We start from the raw sequence: 19,117 nt of genomic DNA, 5'->3' as shown, positions 1-19,117 counted from the left end.
GTTCCCGCGGAAGACCGTGTGGGCCGAATTGCGCCTCGTGCCACCGGAACCCGTCCCCACGGGTTCCGGTGCCGTCGACGACTGAAAGACAAAGAACGTGGGGGAAAGAACCCCACCGAGCCCCACCCCTCCCGCCCGTGGCCCGCGCCCGAGGAGCTGGCCGAACTCCTCGCCCAGCTGCGCGCCGACCGGCGCGCGGACCGGTGGGTGCCGGCCTTCGAGCAGGAGTGGGCCGCGGCCCTCGAGGAATCCCGCCGCACGTTCTCTCTCGCCGCCCTGTACGAGGTCGTCCAGGACTGGCAGGGCCGACTCGCCCACGCTCCGGCCGTCGACGCGTTCGTCGCCTCCGGCTACGACGACAGCGAGGCCATCGACATGGCGGAGCTGCGGGGAAGGCACCGGTGGCCGGACAGCCGTACGCGGTCCGCTTCTCCCCGCCGGTCGCGAAGGTCCTCGACACCCTGCCCGAGCACGTCGAAGACACCGTGTGCATGAGACCGGGGAGCACTCGACCCGGAAGGGCCGGACCCCGTCGGGGTCCGGCCCTCGCAGCCCTGCCGGCGGATGCCGTTCCGACGGGCCGAGGCCCACCGGGGCGGTGTCACCTCAGCAGTAGGCCTTGGCCGCCCGCTTGGCCGTGCCCTTCTTGGGCGATTCGGTGCACTTCACCGCACCCTCGGCCTGGACGCTCCAGCTACGGGCCTTGCCGTAGCCCTTCTTGCCGAAGCCGGTGCCCTTGGAGTTGCAGGTCTTGGCCGTGTAGTAGCCGGACGCCTTCTTGACGCCGCTGAACACCACGTAGACACCCGGCTTGTTGAAGTTGAACGTGACCGACTCGCTCTTCTCCTTGGTCTTCTCGCCCGCCTTGGAGAGCGTCCCGGAGACGTGGGCGTCCATGCTGGAGATGACCCAGTTGGCCGAGTAGCTGGCGCCTCCGGTCACCTCGCGCCCCGAGCTGACCGTCTTGCGGTAGGTCGCCGTCTTGGTGTAGCTGCCGGTGCCGCTCTTGGGGATGTTGATCTGCTTGGCGTGGGTGATCACCCAGCTCTTGTCCAGGCTGGTCCAGGACGCGGACTTGTAGCCAGGCTCACAGACGAGCGGCGCGGCACCCGCCGTGCCCGCCGGGCCGAGCGCCACGAAGGAGACGGCGGCCACACCAGTGGCCACGACTGTCGACAGGAATCTCTTGCTCATACTGCTGTCCCCCGCTTTTCTTCGACGGCCCTTACCACGGGCCGCACGATCACTGCCCCGTCTCGGTTGACGAGGTCCGGTCAATCTATGACAAGTGATCGCGGGAGATCAGTGACTTGAGGGAGACTTGAGGGTGTGTGAGTGGTCTGGTGGGGGATGCGCGGACCTGGTCGCCGGACGCGCAGGAGGCTGTGCGGTTGCCGGCGGTGTCCGCGCTGATGGAGGGCCGGGACCGGGCAGAGGTCGCGGTCCTGTTCAAGGTGTCGGTCAGGGCTGTGGACAACTGATGGACGAGGTGGCAGACCGGTGGCCGGGACGCACCGCTGTCCCGCACGCGGGGCCGCCGGGTGGGCGAGCATCAGGTCCTGTCCGAGGCCGAGCAGGAGCCGCCGGGTCGGCCCCTGACCGCGTACGGGGCGAAGTCGGCCCACGCGGCGGGTGCGAAGCTCAGGCGGGGCGCGCGAGGTCCTTCGAGTCGCGGACGTGGACGGTATCGGGGGCGGGGCGGGCGGAACGCGGGAAAGCAAGAGCCCAAGCCGCTCCCCGCCGTACCGAACCCCGCGTACCCCGGTTCCGCGCGTGGGTGCCGGTGGCTTACGCGGGCGGCTGCCGGCGCAGGACGCGGGCGAGCCAGTCGGTGCGGGTGCGGCGGGCTGTGGCAGAGATGTGCGCTTGCGGGTACAGGGCGTCGAAGCCGTGGAAGCCGCCTGCCCAAACGTGGAGTTCGGCCTGGCCACCCGCCGTCCAGATGTTGCCGGCGTAGGCGATGTCCTCGTCACGGAAGACCTCGGCGGAGCCGGTGTCGATGTAGGTGGTCGGCAGGTCTGAAAGGTCGCCCGACAGTGCGGGTGAGACATACGCAGGTACTTCGTCTCCGGTGAGGCCACCGAGGACTGAGCGCCATCCGAACGCGTTCATCTCGCCGGTCCACACGCCCGGTACGCCCGAGTACTGAAGGCTGGAAGTGGTGGCGTTGCGGTGGTCGAGCATGGGGCAGATCAGCACCTGGGCCGCGATGGCGGGAGCACCGAGGTCGCGAGCCAGCAGGGCGACGCCGGCCGCGAGACCGCCGCCCGCGCTGGCGCCGGCAACGATGATGCGCGTCGGGTCGATGCCCAGTTCGGTGGCATGCGCGGTGACCCACAGGAGTCCCTGGTAACAGTCGTCGACCAGCGTGGTGCCGCCGGCCTCGGGTGCGAGCCGGTAGTCCACGGAGACCACGACCGCGCCGAACTCATCGAACCACTCGAGGGGGATGTCGAGCTGCGAGAAGCGGTCACCCATGACCATCCCGCCGCCGTGTATCCAGTAGACGCACGGCGCGGCGGTGGTCCGGTCCGTGTTCGCGGGGCTGAAGACCGACAGCGGTATCTGCGCGCCGTCCGGGGCGGGCACAGTGACTTCACGCCACTCGGCCTGACGGCCCGTGAGGAGCGACTCGACAGGTGTTGACGGGTACTGCCGCAGTTGGGTGAGGATCTCGGGGGTCAGGTGAGACATGAGGGGCATGTCGGAGAGGAGTTCGTGCAGTTCGGGGTCCAGGCCGGGGCGTCGCGTGGTCATGGTGATGCCTTTCGGCGGGGCGCTGATGAGTCAGGGCGTTCGGCGGAAACCGGGGCAGCGGGCCGGAAGTCGGTTCGGTGGATCTCAGAAGCCGGCCTTGCCGCGGACGGGGACGTAGTCGGTGTACTCGGACTCCTTGGCCAGCAGTCCGCCGATCTTCGCCACGATGGCCCGGGCGGCTTCGCCGGCGAAGATCCGGTGGTGGTCCTCTTCGCTGGTCCATCCCTCAGTGACGTGGACGGTGTCGGGGTCGGACGCGGAACGGGACACGAGGTAGACGAGGCAGTGTTCGCTCGCGCCGGGGGCGCCCTCGTCCAGGCCGGTGAGCAGGAGCTCGATCAGTCGGTCGCCCTTTCCGGGCTTGGCGGTCAAAGTGGCGTTGAAGCCGTATGCGGCGCTCATCGGTGGGTTCCTTCGTCTGGGACGTCGAGGTGAAGTAATTCCATTCAAACCCTGTGACCTGCAGAAACGTTAGAACGATGCTCTTTCGCATCTGCACGTTCCTCTCAAACTCGGGAGCAAAAAGCAGAAGGGTGCTGCAGTGGAGGTATGTGCCTCGACGAACTCCGCACCCTGCTGACTCGCCATGCCCGCTCCGACTGGACCACCGCTCTGGACGGCGTCCTCATCTCGAAGGTCGACCGGCCGGACCCGCCGGAGCCGTCCATGTCCGGCACGGTCCTGGCGGTCATCGCCCAGGGCGCCAAGCGCCTCGCGCTGGGCGACCGGGTCTACGAGTACGGCCCCGGTCAATATGTGGTCGCGTCCGTGGACCTGCCCGTCACGGGGCAGTTCCTCCAGGCCGACCCCGAGCAGCCGGCGATCGGCTTCGGTCTCCTGCTGGAACCGTCGGTCATCGCCGAGCTGCTGCTTGAGGCCGGTCCCGAGGACATCCCCCCGGTCGGCGGAAATGTTCCGTCGGGAATCGCCGTCGGCGACGCTTCAGACGCACTGCTCGATGCGGTGGTCCGACTGCTGCGCCTGCTCGATGAGCCTCGCGACCGGGCTGTGCTTGCCCCGCTGATCAAGCGCGAGATCCTGTGGCGCCTGATCGCCGGCGAGCAGGGTGCGACGGTTCGCCAGCTCGGCCTGGCCGATAGCGGCCTCAGTCACGTCTCCCGGGCCGTGCGCTGGATCCGCGAGCACTACGCGCAGCCCTTCCGGGTCGAGGACGTGGCCCGCATGTCCGGCATGAGCGTCTCCGCTTTCCACCGCAACTTCCAGGCGGTGACCGCCATGAGCCCCATCCAGTTCCAGAAACGGATCCGGCTGCAGGAGGCGCGGATACTGCTGGCCACCCACCCGGGCGACGTCACACGGGTGGGCCAGCGCGTCGGCTACGACAACCCGTCACAGTTCAGCAGGGAATACCGCCGTCAGTTCGGCGCACCTCCGAGCCGGGACGCCGCCAGGCTGCGGAGCACCGTACGCACGCCGGCGAGCACACTCCCGTGAGTTGAGCAGGCAGGATTACGCAAGGAGAAGCGAGGATAGTTCTACTGTTTCAGCAGGTCAGAGCGATTCAATGGTAGTGCCGGTTCTTTTGCAGAGCAGAGAAGTGCCTGCCCGGCCGTCGATCCCACCCCTCGCAAGGACCCGCCATGAAGACCATTCTCATCACCGGCTCCTCTTCCGGATACGGACGGGAGACAGCCCTCCACTTCCACCACCAGGGCTGGAACGTCATCGCCACCATGCGCACCCCCCGTCCGGATGTCCTCCCCGAGTCGGACCGGCTCCGCATCATCGAACTCGACGTGACCGAGCCGGACGGCATCACCGCCGCCTTCGAAGCAGCGGGCCCCATCGACGTCCTGGTCAACAACGCGGGCGTCCCCTCGATCAGCGTGTTCGAGGGCACCCCCATGACCCGCGTACGGGAGGTGTTCGAAACCAATACCTTCGGCGTGATGGCAACGACCCAAGCAGTCCTCCCCCGCTTCCGCGAGCGCGGATCCGGCGTCATAGTCAACGTGACGTCCAGCGTGGTCCTGGGGGACATGCCGCTCTCGGCCATCTACAAGGCAAGCAAGATGGCCATCGAAGGGTTCACCTCGTCCCTCGCCCTCGAACTCGCCCCCTTCGGCGTGCGGGCGAAGACCGTCGAGCCGGGCGCCTGCCTCACCACCGGCTTCGCCGCCAAAGCGACCAACGGAGCTTCGCCGGACGAACTGGTGCCGGCGCCCTACGCGGAGTTCGCCAGGAAGGCCATGGGGGAATTCACAGGCCAGGTCGCCTTCACCAAGGAGAGCGACGTCGCCAAGACGGTATGGGAAGCCGTGCACGACACGACCGGCCGGCTGCAGTTCCCGGCCGGCCCCGACGCCGTCCGGCTCGCCCAAGCCAAGTGATCAACCGGCAAGCAAGGTGACTCGCGGCGACCCAAGGGACGGCCCCGCGCACATGCCCGGGGCCGTTCGCCCCTCACTGCTTGATGCCCGTCTTCTCCACAAGGCGCACACAGTGAATGACGAGCCGGCGGCTGGTCGGAGCAGGACCGGGTGGAATTGACCAACGCCGACGGCGCGAGTTCCGGCGCTCGCAGGGCGGCCGAATCAACCCCAACGCCCGCCCGTTCCCCGGGCATACGTCTCATGATCACAGGCGATCACCTCCGGCCCCGTCGTCGATCGGGAGCGGCCACGGCATACGAGCCGACGGCGACGATTCTCTCGATGTCTTCACGGTGCTCCCGCACCCTGCCGGACGGGAGCGCGGCGTCAGGACCCGCCGCCTCATAGGGTGGAACCATGACGGAACAGCCCTCCCCCAGTCCCCAGCCGGGGGAACCTTCATCCCTCGCCGCCCGGCGGCTGATGCTGGTGCACGCCCACCCGGACGACGAGTCGATCAACAACGGCGCCACCATGGCCCGGTACGCCGCCGAGAGCGCGCACGTGACCCTGGTCACCTGCACGCTCGGTGAGCGCGGCGAGGTCATCCCGCCCGAGTCGGCCCACCTGAGCGGCGCCGCCCTCGGGCAGCACCGGATGGGAGAGCTGGCCGAGGCGATGCGCGCCCTCGGCGTCGACGACTTCCGGCTGCTCGGCGGCGCCGGGCGCTACAGCGACTCCGGGATGATGGGCCTGCCCGACAACGACGACCCCGGCTGCTTCTGGCAGGCCGACGTCGATCAGGCCGCCGGTCTGCTCGCCCAGGTGATCCTCGAGGTCCGGCCCCAGGTGCTCGTCACGTACGACGACGACGGCGGCTACGGGCACCCCGACCACATCCAGGCGCACCGCGTCGCCATGCGGGCCGTCGAGCTCGCCGCCCGGGACGGGTGGGACGTCCCCAAGGTCTACTGGAACCGGGTTCCCCGCTCCGTCGCCGAGGCCGCCTTCGCGCGACTGGACGACGACCTGCCCGGGCTGCCGTTCGACAAGGCGGGCGAGATCGGTGACGTCCCCGGAGTCGTCGACGACGCCCTGGTCACCACCGAGATCGACGGCACCGCGTACGCCGCCGCCAAGGCCGCCGCGATGCGCGCCCACGCCACCCAGATCACCGTGGCCGAACCGTACGCGCCCTACTTCGTGCTCTCCAACGAACTCGCGCAGCCGCTGTTCACGACCGAGTACTACGAGTTGGTGCGCGGCGCGCGGACCCCCGGCGGCCGGGAGAACGACCTCTTCGCCGGGACCGGGACCGGCAGCGGCACCACGGCCGGCACCGGGGAGGCGTCATGAGCGGGCGGACGAGCGGGAGCGCGCCGGTGTCGGCGCTGGCTCAGCCGCTGCGGCTGCCCTCCGGCAGGCGGATCGCCGCCTGCCTGGGGCTGTTCCTGCTCGGCGCCGTGGTGGGGGTGGCCGGGGCGCTGGTGCAGCCCGCCTGGTTCCCGGGCGGACTGCTGCTCGCCCTCGCCGCCGAGGCCGGCCTCTGCCTGGGCGGGGCGCTCGCGCTGCGCAGCCGCGCCGGGGCCGCGTCGGCCGGCGGCGGCTGGGTCATCGTCGTCCTCCTGCTCACCGTCAGCCGTCCGGAAGGCGACTTCCTGTTCGCCGCGGGAGCCGGCTCGTACCTCTTCCTGCTCGGCGGCATCGCCGTCGCTGTGATGTGTGCCACCCTCGCGCCGGGGCGGCAACCGCAGGGCGATCCTGTCCGACTTGGGAAGTGACGTACTACTTCGCCGCGGTGCGCGCGTGCGGTTCCGGCGGGGGTTTCCGCCACGGTCCGGCAATACGGGCCGGATGCGGCCAGTATGGTGGTGCGCGCGCCGCTGAGCCTCCCCGAACTCTCGGCTCCGGTCGAGTTGGGGGAGACCCCCACCGTGAGGTCGTGACGGGCGGCGGAGCCAACCGGGAGAACCTGCCTTGAGTCGTGAAACTGACACTCCGTCCACCGGGCCCAACGGGCACGGCGGAGCCGCATACCCGTCGGGCACCCCGCCCTACGGCATTCCGGCGGTTCCGGGTGAGGCGGCGGCCGCGGGCCGACCCGCCGCGCGGCCGGACGAACAGCGCCCGGGTGACCAGCGGTCGGGCGGCCCACGTTCGGATGAACGCAAGACCGAGACCACGCTGACGACCAGAATCCGGATCAACATCCCCGGTTCCCGGCCCATTCCGCCGGTCGTCGTGCGCAAAACCGTCAAGGACGGCGAGAGCACGGGCGCCGGCGACACCCAGGGCGCGGCCCCGGGTGGGGCCAAGGACCGGCCCTCGGCGCCCGCACCGGGTGCCCCCAGGGCTCTGGGCGCCGGCAGCGGTGCCGCTTCCGGCCCGGGTTCCGGCCCCCGTGCCGTCGAGCCCTCCGCCGCGACCGCCACCGGCGCCGCGGGTGGCCCGCGGCCCGCCCCGCAGCAGTCGGTCCCGCAGCAGGCGGCCCCGGCGGAGAAGCCGGCCAGCGACTGGTTCGCGCCGCGCAAGTCCGGTGCGGGCAAGAGCGGTACGGGTGGCGGATCCGGCAACGGGGCGGGCCCGGAGGGCACTTCGGGTCCTGCGGGCGGCGCTTCGGGAACTTCCGGTGGCGGTGCGCGTCCGGGCGGACGCCCGGCCGGTGTGGCCGGCGGGATGAGCGTGACGGGCGGCTCCCGGCCCGGCGGCTCCGGTGGTCCCGGTGGCACGAACGGTTCCGCACCCGGCGGCAACGGCTCCGGGCTCTCCGGCGCCACCGGCGGGCCGGTCGCGCCCGGACACGGCGGCGGCACCGGTTCCTTCGACGTGACCGAGGCACTCGCCGCCGGCCCGCTCGGCAGCGGCGGTACGCGTCCGGGCACGGGCACGGGCCCGGGTGCGGGCGGGAACGGGGGCGGCGAACCGCGCCTCGACGACCTGCCGTTCTTCACCGACGACGACCTCGAAGCACGGAACGGCCAGGCGAGGTACCCCGGCCAGCCCGGCCCCTCCGGCCAGTCGCCGTACGGCGACCAGGGCGGGCCCGGTGGTCCTGCCCGTCCCGGGGCCGGCGGCCCCACGGCCGGGCCGGTCACCGGTGGGCCCGGCCCGCGCGGCCCCCGCGGCGGTCCCCACCCCGGCGGCGGACTGGGCGACGACACCGCGAGCCTCACCCCGCAGTTCCCCGCCCCCGAATCCGGCGCCCCGGGCTACGGAGCCCGCCACGACAACCTCTCCGGACACACCGTCACCAGCGGCATCCCGGTCGTACCGGCGAGCGCCTCCTTCGACGCGGATTTCCCGGCCGGCGGCCCCGGCACGTACACGCCGCCCAGGCTGCCCGGACCGGCCACCCCGCCCCCGGCGGCCTCCTCGAAGGCGCCGAAGAAGAAGGGCCGCAGCAAGCTGCCCCTGCTCGGCGGCGCCGTGATCCTGCTCGCCGGTGGCGTCTACGGCGCCGGCCTGCTGATGAACCACTCCGACGTGCCCAAGGGCACCACCGTGCTCGGCGTCGACATCGGCGGCGGCACCCGCGACGAGGCCGTGAAGACGCTCGACAAGGCGCTCGCCGACCGGCTGAACAAGCCGCTCAAGCTGGCCGTCGGCGACAAGACCGTCGAACTGGAGCCGGACAAGGCCGGACTCCAGCTCGACACCGACGCCACCATCGGCGCGGCGGCCCGCAGCGACTACAACCCGGTCTCCGTCATCGGCTCCCTCTTCGGCAACAGCCGGGTCGTCGACCCCGTCATCCCCGTCGACGAGGAGAAGCTGCACGCCGCCCTGGAGGCCGCGGGCGGCGGCTCCGGCAACGACGGCACGATCACGTTCAAGTCCGGCAAGGCCGTCGCCGTCTACGGCAAGCCCGGCGCGGGCATCGACGTCGACAAGTCGACCGAGGCGGTCGAGGAGGCGTACCGGACCCAGGTGGAGACCGGCTCCTCGCCCACGGTGACGGTGCCGACCACCACTCAGGAACCCACGATCTCCAAGGCCGAGGTCGACCGGATGATGAAGGAGTTCGCCGAACCGGCGATGTCGGCCAACGTGACGGTGCAGACCGACGCGGAGCACTCGGTGCCGATGAGCCCGCAGAACTCGCTGTGGAAGTTCCTCAGGGTGGAGGCCGTCAACGGCAAGCTGGTCGACAAGCCCGACCTGAAGGCCCTGGAGGAGCTCTACGGCCAGGCATTCGACGGTGTGCTCATCACCCGGGGCAACGGCGAGAAGACACCTGTCACTCCCCAGGACGTTTATGGCGCCCTCCGCCAGGCGCTGACCAGCACGACCGACCGGGTCGCGGTCATCGAGACGAACCCGAGCTGAACCGGGACCGACTTGTCGTCCTGATCCCCGCATGACATCCGTCATGCGGGGATCAGGACGACAGGCACTGCCCTCCGGGCCCCGTGCGCGTCACGACGGTCGCCATGAGCGCAGCGACGAAAACCGCCTGTGACCCCGTCGTCCCGGTCGACGACGGGGGAGGCGTCGGCGCTGATGGCGGCGCTCGCCTTCGTGGTGCCGGACGGGAGGGCGTTCGTGGGCGCGCTGCTCGTCCCGGCACTCCTCGGCGCCTTCGCCATGACCGGCGTACGCGAACTCGTGCGGACCACCGTCGCGTTGCGCGAGGCCCGCGCCACCGTCGCGCTGCTCGCCGCCGCGGTCCGCACGGTGCTGACGGGGGAGCGGGTCATCGACCCCGCCCTCGCCGCCGTGGCCCTCACCGACGGCGCCCATCCCCTCACCGACCGCGAACGCGAGGTCCTGCGCGCCGCCGCCGACGGCTCCACCAACGCGGAACTGGCCCGCACCCTGCACCCCTCCCAGGGCACCGTCCGCAACTACCTCTCCACCGCCATCCAGGAACTGGCCGTCCGCAACCGGGCGGAAGCGGCCCGCGTGGCTCGCGAGAAGGGCTGGCTCTAGCACGGCAGCACGGCAGCACGGCAGCACGGCAGCGGCGGCCCGGCTTGGGGCCGCCGCTGCCGTGCTCCGTTCGTTCGAGAGTCGGGGCGTCAGGGCGTCCGGCTCAGGTTTCTCCGCGCCGCACCGTGCACAGCGCCCAGATCATGACGCCGGAGAGGGCGATCATCACGACCGACCAGACCGGGGCGTACGGCAGGGACATGAAGTTGGCGATCATGATGAGCCCGCCGATCGCCACACCGGCCACCCGCGCCCACGTACTGGCCTGGAACAGCCCCACGCTGATGAGCACGGCCACCGCGCCCAGGATCAGGTGGATCCAGCCCCAGGACGTGAGGTCGAACTTGAAGACGTAGTTCTGCGTGGCCACGAAGACGTCGTCCTGGGCGATCCCGGAGATGCCCCGGACGATGTTCAGGATTCCGGCGAGCATCAGCATGACGCCGCCGAAGACGGTCAGCCCGCCGGCCCACTCGCGTTTGGCGGAGGATGTGTGCGCACGTGCCTGCGACTGTGCGTGATGGGCGTGAGCCGTAGCCATTTCACCGCCCCTTTCTGTGTCGTACGGGTTGCTCGTACTGGTTCGGCGTGCGGTGCGTGCGGTCAGCGGGTGCTTCCCGCGCCGTGGCCGCTCAGCACCAGTTCCTTGGCCCGGTCGAACTCCTCGTCGGTGAGGTCGCCGCGCGAGCGGATCTCGGACAGCCGGTGCAGTTCGTCGGCGGTGCCGGCCTGCCCGCCGTGGCCCGCCGCGGTCTCCTTGATGTAGCTGTCGAACGCCTCCTGCCGCGCACGGGCCTGCGCGATCTCCCGCCTGCCCATGTTCCGGCCGCGGGCCACGACGTAGACGAACACGCCGATGAACGGCAGCACGATGACGAAGACCAGCCACCCGGTCTTGGCCCAACCGCTCAGCTCGTTATCCCGGAAGAGGTCGGCGATGACCCGGAACAGCAGGACGAACCACATGACCCACAGGAACAGCAGCAGCATCGTCCAGAAGGCCCCGAGCAGGGGGTAGTCGTACGCGAGATAGGTCGCGGAGCTCATGGCTCTCCTTCGTCAGGCGTCCGGCGAGGGTGACGCGTGCCTTACCAGGCTGCCCCGGCCGCGTCCGTGGGGCCTCACCCCTGACGGGTGATCCCGGACGGGCCGGGCCGCGGTGAGCTGGAGAACAGACGTACGCCGAAGCCAGGAGGGCGGACCATGACCGCACCGAGCGCCGTCGCCGCGGCACCCACACCGGCCGAGCGGATCGACCGGGGCCGGACGGCCCGCAAACGCGTACCCCGCTCGGCGCACGGCCTGTTCGACCCCGGCGCCGACCGCTTCGATCCGGTCGACGTGCTCGCGCGCCAGTCGGCCACACGGGTGCCCGAACTGGTCCCGATCCGGTACGGGCGCATGTTGGAATCGCCGTTCCGGTTCTACCGGGGCGCCGCCGCGATCATGGCCGCCGACCTGGCGACACTCCCGCACACCGGACTCGAGGTGCAGCTGTGCGGCGACGCCCACCTGCTGAACTTCCGGCTGCTGGCCTCGCCGGAACGGCACCTCGTCTTCGACATCAACGACTTCGACGAGACCTTCCCCGGCCCCTTCGAATGGGACGTCAAACGCCTCGCCGCCAGCCTGGTCATCGCGGGCCGCGCCAACGGCTTCTCGACGCGGCAGCAGAACAAGGCGGTCACCGCCTGCGTCCAGGAGTACCGCGCACGGATGCACCGTTTCGCCGGCATGCGCACCCTGGACATCTGGTACGCCCAGGACGACGTCGACCGGATGCGCGAACTCCTCGACTCCTCCCTGGATTCGTCCGTCCTGCGCCGCACCGACCGGGCCGCCGCGAAGGCCCGCACCCACACCTATCTCCAGGCCATCGACCGGCTCACCCGGGTCACCCCCGAGGGCCGGCGGATCACCCCGGACCCGCCCCTGATCATCCCCCTGCGGGACCTGCTGACCGACGCGCCCGACCGCGGCGAGGAAACCGAACTGCGCACCATCGTCGAGAGCTACACGGACACCCTCTCCTCCGAACGCCGGCACCTCCTGCACCGCTACCGGCTCGCGGACACGGCCCGCAAGGTGGTCGGCGTCGGCAGCGTCGGCACCCGCTGCTGGATCCTGCTCATGCTCGGCCGCGACGACGACGACCCGCTGCTGCTCCAGGCCAAGGAGGCGCAGGAATCGGTGCTCGCGCCGCACACGGACGGCGAACGCTTCGACAACCAGGGCCGCCGCGTGGTGACCGGTCAGCGTCTGATCCAGACCTCCAGCGACATCTTCCTCGGCTGGACCCACGTCCTGGGCCTGGACGGCAGGGAACGGGACTTCTACGTACGCCAACTCCGGGACTGGAAGGGCATCGCCCGCCCGGAGACCATGGACCCCCGCATGCTCGCCCTCTTCGGCGGCTGGTGCGGAGGCAGCCTCGCCCGCGCCCACGCCCGCTCCGGCGATCCCGTCGCGATCTCCGCCTATCTGGGCAGCGGCGACCTTTTCGACCGCGCCCTCCCCGGCTTCGCACAGGCCTACGCCGACCGCAACGAACGGGACTTCAAGAAGCTCGGGGCCGCCGTACGCTCGGGACGGCTCACCGCGAAGAGCCTCTGAGAACGTCCTCTGACGTCTGCAGAGGCACTCAGACCGCTCACCGGCGGGCCGGGCCGACGTGCCGGGCGCCGGATGTCACCCAGGCGCCGGATGTCACCCAGGGGCCGGGTGTCACCTAGGGGTCGGGCGCATCTCGACCACACGCAGGCCCAGCGAACGCAGGCGGGCCAGCAGCCCGTACAGATGCGCCTCGTCGACGACATGACCGAACAGCACGGTCTGACCCCACATCACGACATGGTCCAGTTCGGGGAAGGTCTTGGTCAGCGCCTCGGACATGTGTCCGTCGACGCGGATCTCGTAGTGCATGCGGCCCTCCTCCCCTCCCACGGCTCGGGCGCAGGCGGCAAACCGCCCCTGCCCTGCGATCGTCCACCCCGGGCGGCCGTACGCCCTCACCCGGGGCAGGTGAGGGAGGGCGCGCGGGGCTCACAGCAGCCGGAGGGCGCGGGCCCGGCGTACGGCGTCGGCGCGGCGGTTGACGTCGAGCTTCCGGTAGATGTTCCTGAGGTGGGTCTTCACCGTGTTGACCGACACGTACAGGTCGGCGGCGATCTCCTCGGTCGTCATCATCCGGGCCAGCCGCCGCAGCACGTCCCGCTCCCGGCCGCTCAGCTCCTCCACCGGCTCCTTCCCCCAGTCGTTCACCGGCTCCTTCACACCGGGCGGCGGCACGTCCGCGGACCCGGTGACGAGCCAGCCCGCGGCCAGGCCCCGCAGCGGGTCCGTGTCCAGCAGCGGCCCGATCCACGGCCCCGCCTCCACGAAGGGGCGCCGCAGGTGCTCGTGCCGGGCGCCGCGCAGCGCCACCGCGAGCCATCGGCGGGCAGTGGCCGGGTCTCCCGCCAGATGGCCGCTCCGGGCCCGTACGAGTGCGGCCCGCACGGACACCCCGGGGCCGGTCCGGCCCGCGCAGCGCAGCGCGTCGAGCAGACCGGCCGCCGCGTCCGGACGGCCCGCCGCGAGCTGCATCCTGGCGGCCTCCACCACACAGGCCGGCTGGTCGAGGGGGACCTCGCGGAGCGCCTCGGCGGCCGCGTCCGGCCGCCCCCCTGCCAGGTGCGCGGCGGCCGTCACCAGCGCCGCGTGGCCCCGCAGCCAAGGGGAGGACGCCTCGGCGGCGGCGAGGGCGGCGGTCGCGTCGGGGCGCGTGGTGCCGACGGCCGCCCGGAGCGCGGCGTGCGGCTCGCCCCGGGCCAGCAGCAGCCGGGCCGTGACGACGGCCCGCGCCGCCCGGGCGACCGGATCGGCCGGGACGCACGGGTCGGCCGGGGCGTGCGGGTCGTGTGCGGGCGTGGCCGCCTCGTCGAGGAGTTCCCGGGCCCGGTCCAGCTCGTCGCGGTCGACCGCCACCGCCGCCAGCACCAGCCGCTCCAGCCCGGTGCCGGGCGGGCCGGGAAGGCTGTACCGCGCGGTCTCGGCCAGCGCCTGGGACGCCTTGTGCTCCGCCCGGCCCGGCCAGCCGTTGAGCTGGTCGATCAGCGCGAGCTGGGCCAGGGCGTCCTCCCGGGGCAGCGCCGTCGACGCCCCGCCGGGACCCGCCACGGCCGCGGTCAGGACCGTCCGGGCGTCTTCGAAACGACCCGCCCACAGCCGGGTCGAGCCCAGATGCGCCAGCAGCAGCGCGGTCAGCTCGGGATGCCGGTCCAGCAGCCCGGCGGGCACGGCACCGCGCAGTTCCCCGGCCAGCCGGACGGCCCGTTCCGCGCGTGCCGGTGCCCCCGTCAGCCGGGCGGCGAACACCTCGAGCAGCGCCCAGCACAGCAGCGCGGCCTCCCGGTCGCGCTCCGGGCTCTCGCCGCCCTCCCGACCCAGGACGTCGCCGGCGTCGCCGGCCAGCAGCTTTCCGGCCCGTTCCAGGTGGACCGGGCCCCGTTCCAGGTCGCCGCGGGCGAGGCCGAGGGCCGCCCGGACGAGTTCCGGCGCGGGGCCGGTCGCCCCGGACGGCATACGGGAGAACAGGTCGCCCAGACCGGCCGAGCGCAGACCGGTGAACAACTGGCCGACGGCCAGATCGCCCACCAGGGCGTCGGCGGCGAACTCCCAGTCACCGGCGGCGGCGCCGTGGACGAGCGTCTCCGGAAGGAACCCCGCGGCCTTCAGCCAGCGCGCCGCCCGCCGGTGGAGCTCCGGCGCCAGACCGGGCCGCCGCACCTCCAGATGCGCCCGCAGGATCTCCCCGAAGAGCGGGTGCAGCCGGTACCAGGAGTGCCCGAGATGCTGCACGAACGCGTTGCGGTGGTGCAGCGAGGCCAGCACGGCCCCGGCGTCCGAACGCCCGGTCAGCGCGTTCGCCAGGCCGGGACAGAACCGCTCCAGGACGCTGACCCGCAGCAGCAGGTCCTGCGTACCGGGCGGCTGGATGTCCAGCACCTCCGCCAGGAGGAAGTCGGCCACCGTGCTCTGCCCGGCCTCGAACTCCTTCAGATACGTCTCCGGGTCGGGGCTCTCCCGCGCGGCCAGCGCGCACAGCCGCAGTCCGGCGGCCCAGCCCCGGGTACGGTCCACGAGGGCGTCCGTGACGGCCTCGGGCAGGGACAGCCCGTGCCGGCCGAGGAGCTCACCGGCCTCCCGCGCGGTGAACGCCAGCTCCGCGTCCCGGATCTCCGTCAGCTCCCCGGCGGCCCGGTAGCGGTGCAGCGGCAGCAGCGGTTCCGTACGGGACGCCACGACCAGACGCAGGCCCGGCCCCGCGTGCCGCAGGACGAAGTCCAGCTGGGCGGCCGTGTCCGGCGCGGCGACCCGGTCGAACTCGTCGAGCACGAGGACCGCCGGCCGCCCCGCCGTCATCGGGCCGCTCAGCTCCGCGGCCAGCCGGTTCAGCAGCGCCTCGTCCACCCGGCCCGGGTCGGCGGGCGAGCCCACCGCCGCGGGCACCGGCACCCCGGCGGCGCGCAGGGCCTGCAGGACGTACGCCCAGAACACGCCGGGGCGCAGCTCCTCCGCGTCGGTGGTGAACCAGGCCACGGGCCGTCCGAGACCGGCCGCCCAGTCCGCGACGAGCAGGGTCTTCCCGGCGCCGGCCGCTCCGTTGACGATCGTCAGGGGAGTGGTCAGGGCACGGTCGAGATGCCGGGTCAGGCGCTCCCGCCGCAGGAAGGTGACGGGCCTCGGGGGAATGGCGTACCGGGTCCGCAGGAACGGGTCGCCCCGGGGATCGACCCCGGAACACCCGGGACCGCCGCCCGGTCCCGACTCCGGTACCGGTCCCGACTCCGGTACCGACTCCAGTCCCGGTACCGGCTCCGGCTCCGGCTCCGGCTCCGGCTCCGGCTCCGGCTCCGGCCCCGGTCTCGGTTCCGGTTCCGGCTCAGGGAGGTCGCCGATGGTCACCGCACTCACCACCCACCGTCCGGGTCCGCCGGCCGCGTCACGCGCAGGGCTTCACCCCACCAGCATCCCAGCCTCCCTCCGGTCCCGCGCGGCGCGGCGGTACGGCCCGGGGCGTCCGCGGCCATGCGAAAGCGGCGCCGCCGGGACCTGGTCCGGTCCCGGCGGCGCCGCTTCCCGCGCAGGGGCACGCGTGGTGTGCGCGGGCTCGCTCAGTGAGCGGCGACGGCCACCACGGCCTCCTCGCCGTCCGCCGACTGGGCGCTCATCTCCTTCGCTTCCTCGGCGCGGCTCTTGATGCCGAGGACGGCGGCCGCGGCACCGAGGACGCACAGGACGCCGGTGACGGTGACGGCGGCGTGCAGACCGTTGACGAACGCCTGGCCACTGCCCTCGATGACGGCGGCCCTGATCTGCGCCGACATGTCGCCGGAGACCGGGGCGATGCCCATCGTGACGGCGTCCTCGGCCTGCTCCAGACCGTGCGCCAGACCCGTCGGGACACCCGCGCCGGTCAGCTCACCGAACAGCGAGGAACCGACCTTGCCGGCGATCACGGTGATCAGCACCGAGGTACCGAGGGCACCACCGATCTGCAGCATGGTGGACTGCAGGCCGGAGGCCACACCGCCGTCCCTGACGGGCGCGTTGCCGATGATCGTGGCGGCGGTGGCGGGCAGCACGATGCCGACGCCCAGGCCTATCGCGATGAACGGCGGCCACATCGTCGCGTAGGACGAGTCGACGCTCCACGACAGCATGCCGAACATGCCGGCGCCCGACAGGAGCAGGCCCAGCGGAATCGTGGCGCGCGCGCCGAAGCGGGCGGTCAGCTGGGAACCGAGCGGAGAGGCGACCAGCGACGCGAGCGACATCGGCAGCGTGCTGATACCGGCCTCGACCGGCGTGTAGCCGCGCACGTTCTGCAGGTACAGCATGATGAAGAAGATGCCGCCGAGCATCACGAAGAAGTTCAGCAGGGTCATGACCGCACCGGTGGTCAGCGAGCGGTTGCGGAACAGGCGCATCGGCAGCAGCGGGTGCTCCTGCCGGGTCTCGTACCAGCCGAAGACGACCAGCAGCGCCAGACCCAGGACGATGGCGCCGAGGGTGCCGGCGGAGGCCCAGCCCCACGTCTCGCCCTTGACGATGCCGAAGACGAGCGCGACCATGCCCGCCGCCAGCAGGACGACGCCGGGGATGTCGAAACGCTGCCGACCGCCGGAGTTCTTGGACTCGGCGAGGACCACCGCGCTGAACACCAGCGCGACGAGGCCGATCGGCACGTTCAGGTAGAAGACCGACTCCCAGTTGACGTGCTCGACGAGCAGACCGCCGACGATCGGGCCCAGCGAGGTCGACACGGCCGAGACCATGCCCCAGATGCCCACCGCGAGGGCGAACTTCCTCGGCGGGAAGACGGCGCGCAGGATGCCCAGGGTGTTGGGCATCAGGATGCCGCCCGCCAGACCCTGCAGGGCACGGAAGACGATGACGCCCTCGATGCTGCCGACCACGCCGATGGCGACCGAGGTGACGATGAACCCGCCGATGCCGACGAGGTAGTAGAAGCGCCGGCCGAACCGGTCACCGAGCTTGCCGCCGAGGATCATCGAGGCGGCGAGCGCGATCAGGTAGGAGTTGGTGACCCACTGCAGTTCCGCGGTGCTGGCATCGAGGTCCTTGCCGATCGCCGGGTTGGCGATGGCGACGACGGAACCGTCGAGCTGCACCATGAGCAGGCCGAACGACACGGCGATCAGCGCGAGCCAGGGATTGGCCCGGAAGCGCTCGACCTTCGACCGGGCGGCCGTGTCGGGAGCGGAGTGATCCACAGGTGTGGACGCCATGAAAGGAGCCGTTTCTTTCTCAAAGGGGGACGAACGGACTGCACGGCGGGGCCGAGAAGCGGCAGCCGGCCCGCAGCGCCCGCCCGGCCGGTCAAGGGCGGGGCGGAGCGCACGGGGCCGTGCACGGGGCGGTCCGGGAAGGACTGCCTCAGGAAAGGGGGAGGGGGCGGACGCGCGGAACACCGGACGAGCGCTTCACCGCGCGACCTCGCGCGAGGTGCCGGTCCGTGACGCTCTCGTCAGAGGGCTGCCGAGTGAAGGTTCCGGGTCAGCAGTTTCAGCGCGCCGACGGCGGAACCGAGCGCGTCCAGCTCGCCGTCGGTGAGGGACAGCATCGCCTGGCCGAGGTGGCTCTCCTCCAGGGCGGTGACCTCGGCGATCCGCTGCCGCGAGGACTCCGTGAGGTGGAGGTGGGCGATCCGCTTGTCGACGCCGTCCTGCCGGCGCTCCAGCTCTCCCCGCTCGGTGAGCTGGGAGACCAGTGCGCTGACGTTGTTCGGCTTCATCAGCAGCGCCTCGGCCGCCTCACGGACCGTGGCGCCCTCACGCTGTGCGACGAACCGCAGCAGTGCCAGCTGCCCCTCGGGCGGCTTCGGGTGCGGATACTCGCTCGCCACCCGCCGCTCCAGGGCCCGGTGCAGCACGGGAAGGCACGCCGCGAGCTCGGAGCTCACGCGTGCGACGCGCTGTTCGGAGGCACTCCTGGTGGACACCCGTAGATATTAGGTATCTGAAAATACCTATGTCAAGCGAGGTATGAGGCGGGTCTCACCGAGAGTGCACAGCGGGGCTTGCGGGCGCCTCTCAGTTGAGCAGCGCCCGGGCCGCCCGGGCCTCGTCGCGGATCCGGTCCGCCGCCGGCCCGTCCACCGCGGCCACCACCTCGGCGTAGGCCTCCAGCTCGTCCGCGCCGTCGAGGAAGTCTCCGCGCCGCACCAGCAACCGGGCCCGTTCGTACCGCAGCTCCGCCGGCCGGGAGGGGAGCAGCAGGGACAGGTCCAGCGCCCACAGCGCCACGTCCGACCGCTCCGGGCGGGCCTCGGCCCACGCCCGGATGTTGTTCAGGACGCGCAGCACGACATTCAGCGGATCGGCCGGTGCCAGCATCGACGGGTCCAGCGGCGCCCCCGTCGCCCCGGCGACCAGCAGCTCCGTATCGGCCCCGGTCAGCACCCGGCCGCCGTCGAAGGGATCGACGAGCACCTGCCGCTCCCGGGCCGCCCCGCCCCGCGTGTCCGGCCCGGCCACTTCGTGGTCGGGCAGCCCGACCCCGTACACCGGTGCCCCCGCCCGCCGGGCGACCTC

The 19,117-nt window shown here is 71.9% G+C and carries 18 protein-coding genes and 1 pseudogene; 9 read left to right on the top strand and 10 right to left on the bottom strand.

Annotated features, from left to right (window positions below):
* A partial coding sequence (locus tag AOK11_RS33505) for a DUF6247 family protein (protein ID WP_276204861.1) occupies window positions 1-495 on the top strand: 495 nt, incomplete at its 5' end.
* 111 nt (window positions 496-606) lie between these two features.
* Here AOK11_RS33505 and AOK11_RS33500 read toward each other — a convergent pair.
* Window positions 607-1,194, bottom strand: coding sequence for a hypothetical protein (locus AOK11_RS33500; protein WP_157869507.1), 588 nt, complete (start codon window positions 1,192-1,194; stop codon window positions 607-609).
* Window positions 1,195-1,331: 137 nt separating this feature from the next.
* On the opposite strand from AOK11_RS33500, the gene AOK11_RS46935 reads away from it, so the two are divergent.
* Window positions 1,332-1,481, top strand: a complete 150-nt coding sequence (locus AOK11_RS46935) for a hypothetical protein (RefSeq protein WP_420903039.1) — start codon at window positions 1,332-1,334, stop codon at window positions 1,479-1,481.
* 307 nt (window positions 1,482-1,788) lie between these two features.
* Here the strand turns inward: AOK11_RS46935 and AOK11_RS33490 are convergent, their stop codons facing one another.
* Window positions 1,789-2,757 (bottom strand): alpha/beta hydrolase, encoded by a 969-nt coding sequence (locus AOK11_RS33490; protein ID WP_055597438.1) that lies wholly within the window; start codon window positions 2,755-2,757, stop codon window positions 1,789-1,791.
* Between the two features lie 84 nt (window positions 2,758-2,841).
* A complete protein-coding gene (locus tag AOK11_RS33485; protein WP_055597437.1) occupies window positions 2,842-3,159 on the bottom strand; it encodes a putative quinol monooxygenase in 318 nt (105 codons plus the stop codon).
* A gap of 147 nt (window positions 3,160-3,306) precedes the next feature.
* On the opposite strand from AOK11_RS33485, the gene AOK11_RS33480 reads away from it, so the two are divergent.
* From AOK11_RS33480 to AOK11_RS33455, 6 genes and pseudogenes are all read left to right on the top strand, one after another.
* A complete protein-coding gene (locus AOK11_RS33480; protein ID WP_055597436.1) occupies window positions 3,307-4,212 on the top strand; it encodes an AraC family transcriptional regulator in 906 nt (301 codons plus the stop codon).
* Window positions 4,213-4,358: 146 nt separating this feature from the next.
* Window positions 4,359-5,108 (top strand): SDR family oxidoreductase, encoded by a 750-nt coding sequence (locus AOK11_RS33475; protein ID WP_055597435.1) that lies wholly within the window; start codon window positions 4,359-4,361, stop codon window positions 5,106-5,108.
* A 399-nt stretch (window positions 5,109-5,507) separates the two neighbouring features.
* Window positions 5,508-6,446, top strand: a complete 939-nt coding sequence (mshB, locus tag AOK11_RS33470) for an N-acetyl-1-D-myo-inositol-2-amino-2-deoxy-alpha-D-glucopyranoside deacetylase (protein WP_055597434.1) — start codon at window positions 5,508-5,510, stop codon at window positions 6,444-6,446.
* On the top strand, window positions 6,443-6,871 hold the full coding sequence (locus AOK11_RS33465) for a DUF6113 family protein (RefSeq protein ID WP_055597433.1): 429 nt from the start codon (window positions 6,443-6,445) through the stop codon (window positions 6,869-6,871). The genes mshB and AOK11_RS33465 overlap by 4 nt, the downstream gene beginning before the upstream one ends.
* 196 nt (window positions 6,872-7,067) lie before the next feature.
* Window positions 7,068-9,416: a hypothetical protein gene (locus AOK11_RS33460; RefSeq protein ID WP_055597432.1), complete on the top strand. Its 2,349-nt coding sequence runs from the start codon at window positions 7,068-7,070 to the stop codon at window positions 9,414-9,416.
* A gap of 312 nt (window positions 9,417-9,728) precedes the next feature.
* Window positions 9,729-10,019, top strand: a pseudogene (locus AOK11_RS33455) (response regulator transcription factor); the annotation flags it as partial.
* Between the two features lie 103 nt (window positions 10,020-10,122).
* On the opposite strand, the gene AOK11_RS33450 reads toward AOK11_RS33455, so the two are convergent.
* Together AOK11_RS33450 and AOK11_RS33445 are read right to left on the bottom strand one after the other, a co-directional pair.
* Window positions 10,123-10,560 (bottom strand): DUF7144 family membrane protein, encoded by a 438-nt coding sequence (locus AOK11_RS33450; RefSeq protein WP_055597431.1) that lies wholly within the window; start codon window positions 10,558-10,560, stop codon window positions 10,123-10,125.
* Window positions 10,561-10,622: 62 nt separating this feature from the next.
* Window positions 10,623-11,066 (bottom strand): SHOCT domain-containing protein, encoded by a 444-nt coding sequence (locus AOK11_RS33445; RefSeq protein WP_055597430.1) that lies wholly within the window; start codon window positions 11,064-11,066, stop codon window positions 10,623-10,625.
* A gap of 156 nt (window positions 11,067-11,222) precedes the next feature.
* Here AOK11_RS33445 and AOK11_RS33440 point away from each other — a divergent pair, with 156 nt between their 5' ends.
* Window positions 11,223-12,632: a DUF2252 domain-containing protein gene (locus AOK11_RS33440; protein ID WP_055597429.1), complete on the top strand. Its 1,410-nt coding sequence runs from the start codon at window positions 11,223-11,225 to the stop codon at window positions 12,630-12,632.
* A gap of 111 nt (window positions 12,633-12,743) precedes the next feature.
* On the opposite strand, the gene AOK11_RS33435 is transcribed toward AOK11_RS33440, so the two are convergent.
* From AOK11_RS33435 to AOK11_RS33415, 5 genes are all read right to left on the bottom strand, one after another.
* The gene (locus tag AOK11_RS33435; RefSeq protein WP_055597428.1) at window positions 12,744-12,941 is read right to left on the bottom strand and encodes a hypothetical protein; all 198 of its coding nucleotides are present in this window, start codon (window positions 12,939-12,941) and stop codon (window positions 12,744-12,746) included.
* 120 nt (window positions 12,942-13,061) lie between these two features.
* On the bottom strand, window positions 13,062-15,863 hold the full coding sequence (locus tag AOK11_RS33430) for a winged helix-turn-helix domain-containing protein (protein ID WP_055597440.1): 2,802 nt from the start codon (window positions 15,861-15,863) through the stop codon (window positions 13,062-13,064).
* Window positions 15,864-16,174: 311 nt separating this feature from the next.
* Entirely contained in the window at window positions 16,175-17,812 is a 1,638-nt protein-coding gene (locus AOK11_RS33425) for an MFS transporter (RefSeq protein ID WP_055597427.1), read from the bottom strand.
* A gap of 239 nt (window positions 17,813-18,051) precedes the next feature.
* Window positions 18,052-18,525: a MarR family winged helix-turn-helix transcriptional regulator gene (locus AOK11_RS33420; protein ID WP_055597426.1), complete on the bottom strand. Its 474-nt coding sequence runs from the start codon at window positions 18,523-18,525 to the stop codon at window positions 18,052-18,054.
* A 91-nt stretch (window positions 18,526-18,616) separates the two neighbouring features.
* Window positions 18,617-19,117: transglutaminase family protein (locus tag AOK11_RS33415; RefSeq protein WP_157869506.1), on the bottom strand; the 501-nt coding region annotated here is incomplete at its 5' end.

The organism is Streptomyces hirsutus (genome assembly GCF_001418415.1).
GTDB classification, from domain to species: Bacteria; Actinomycetota; Actinomycetes; order Streptomycetales; family Streptomycetaceae; genus Streptomyces; species Streptomyces hirsutus.
The sequence above is the reverse complement of the archived record's forward strand: the minus strand, read 5'-3'. Positions and strand labels throughout refer to the sequence as shown.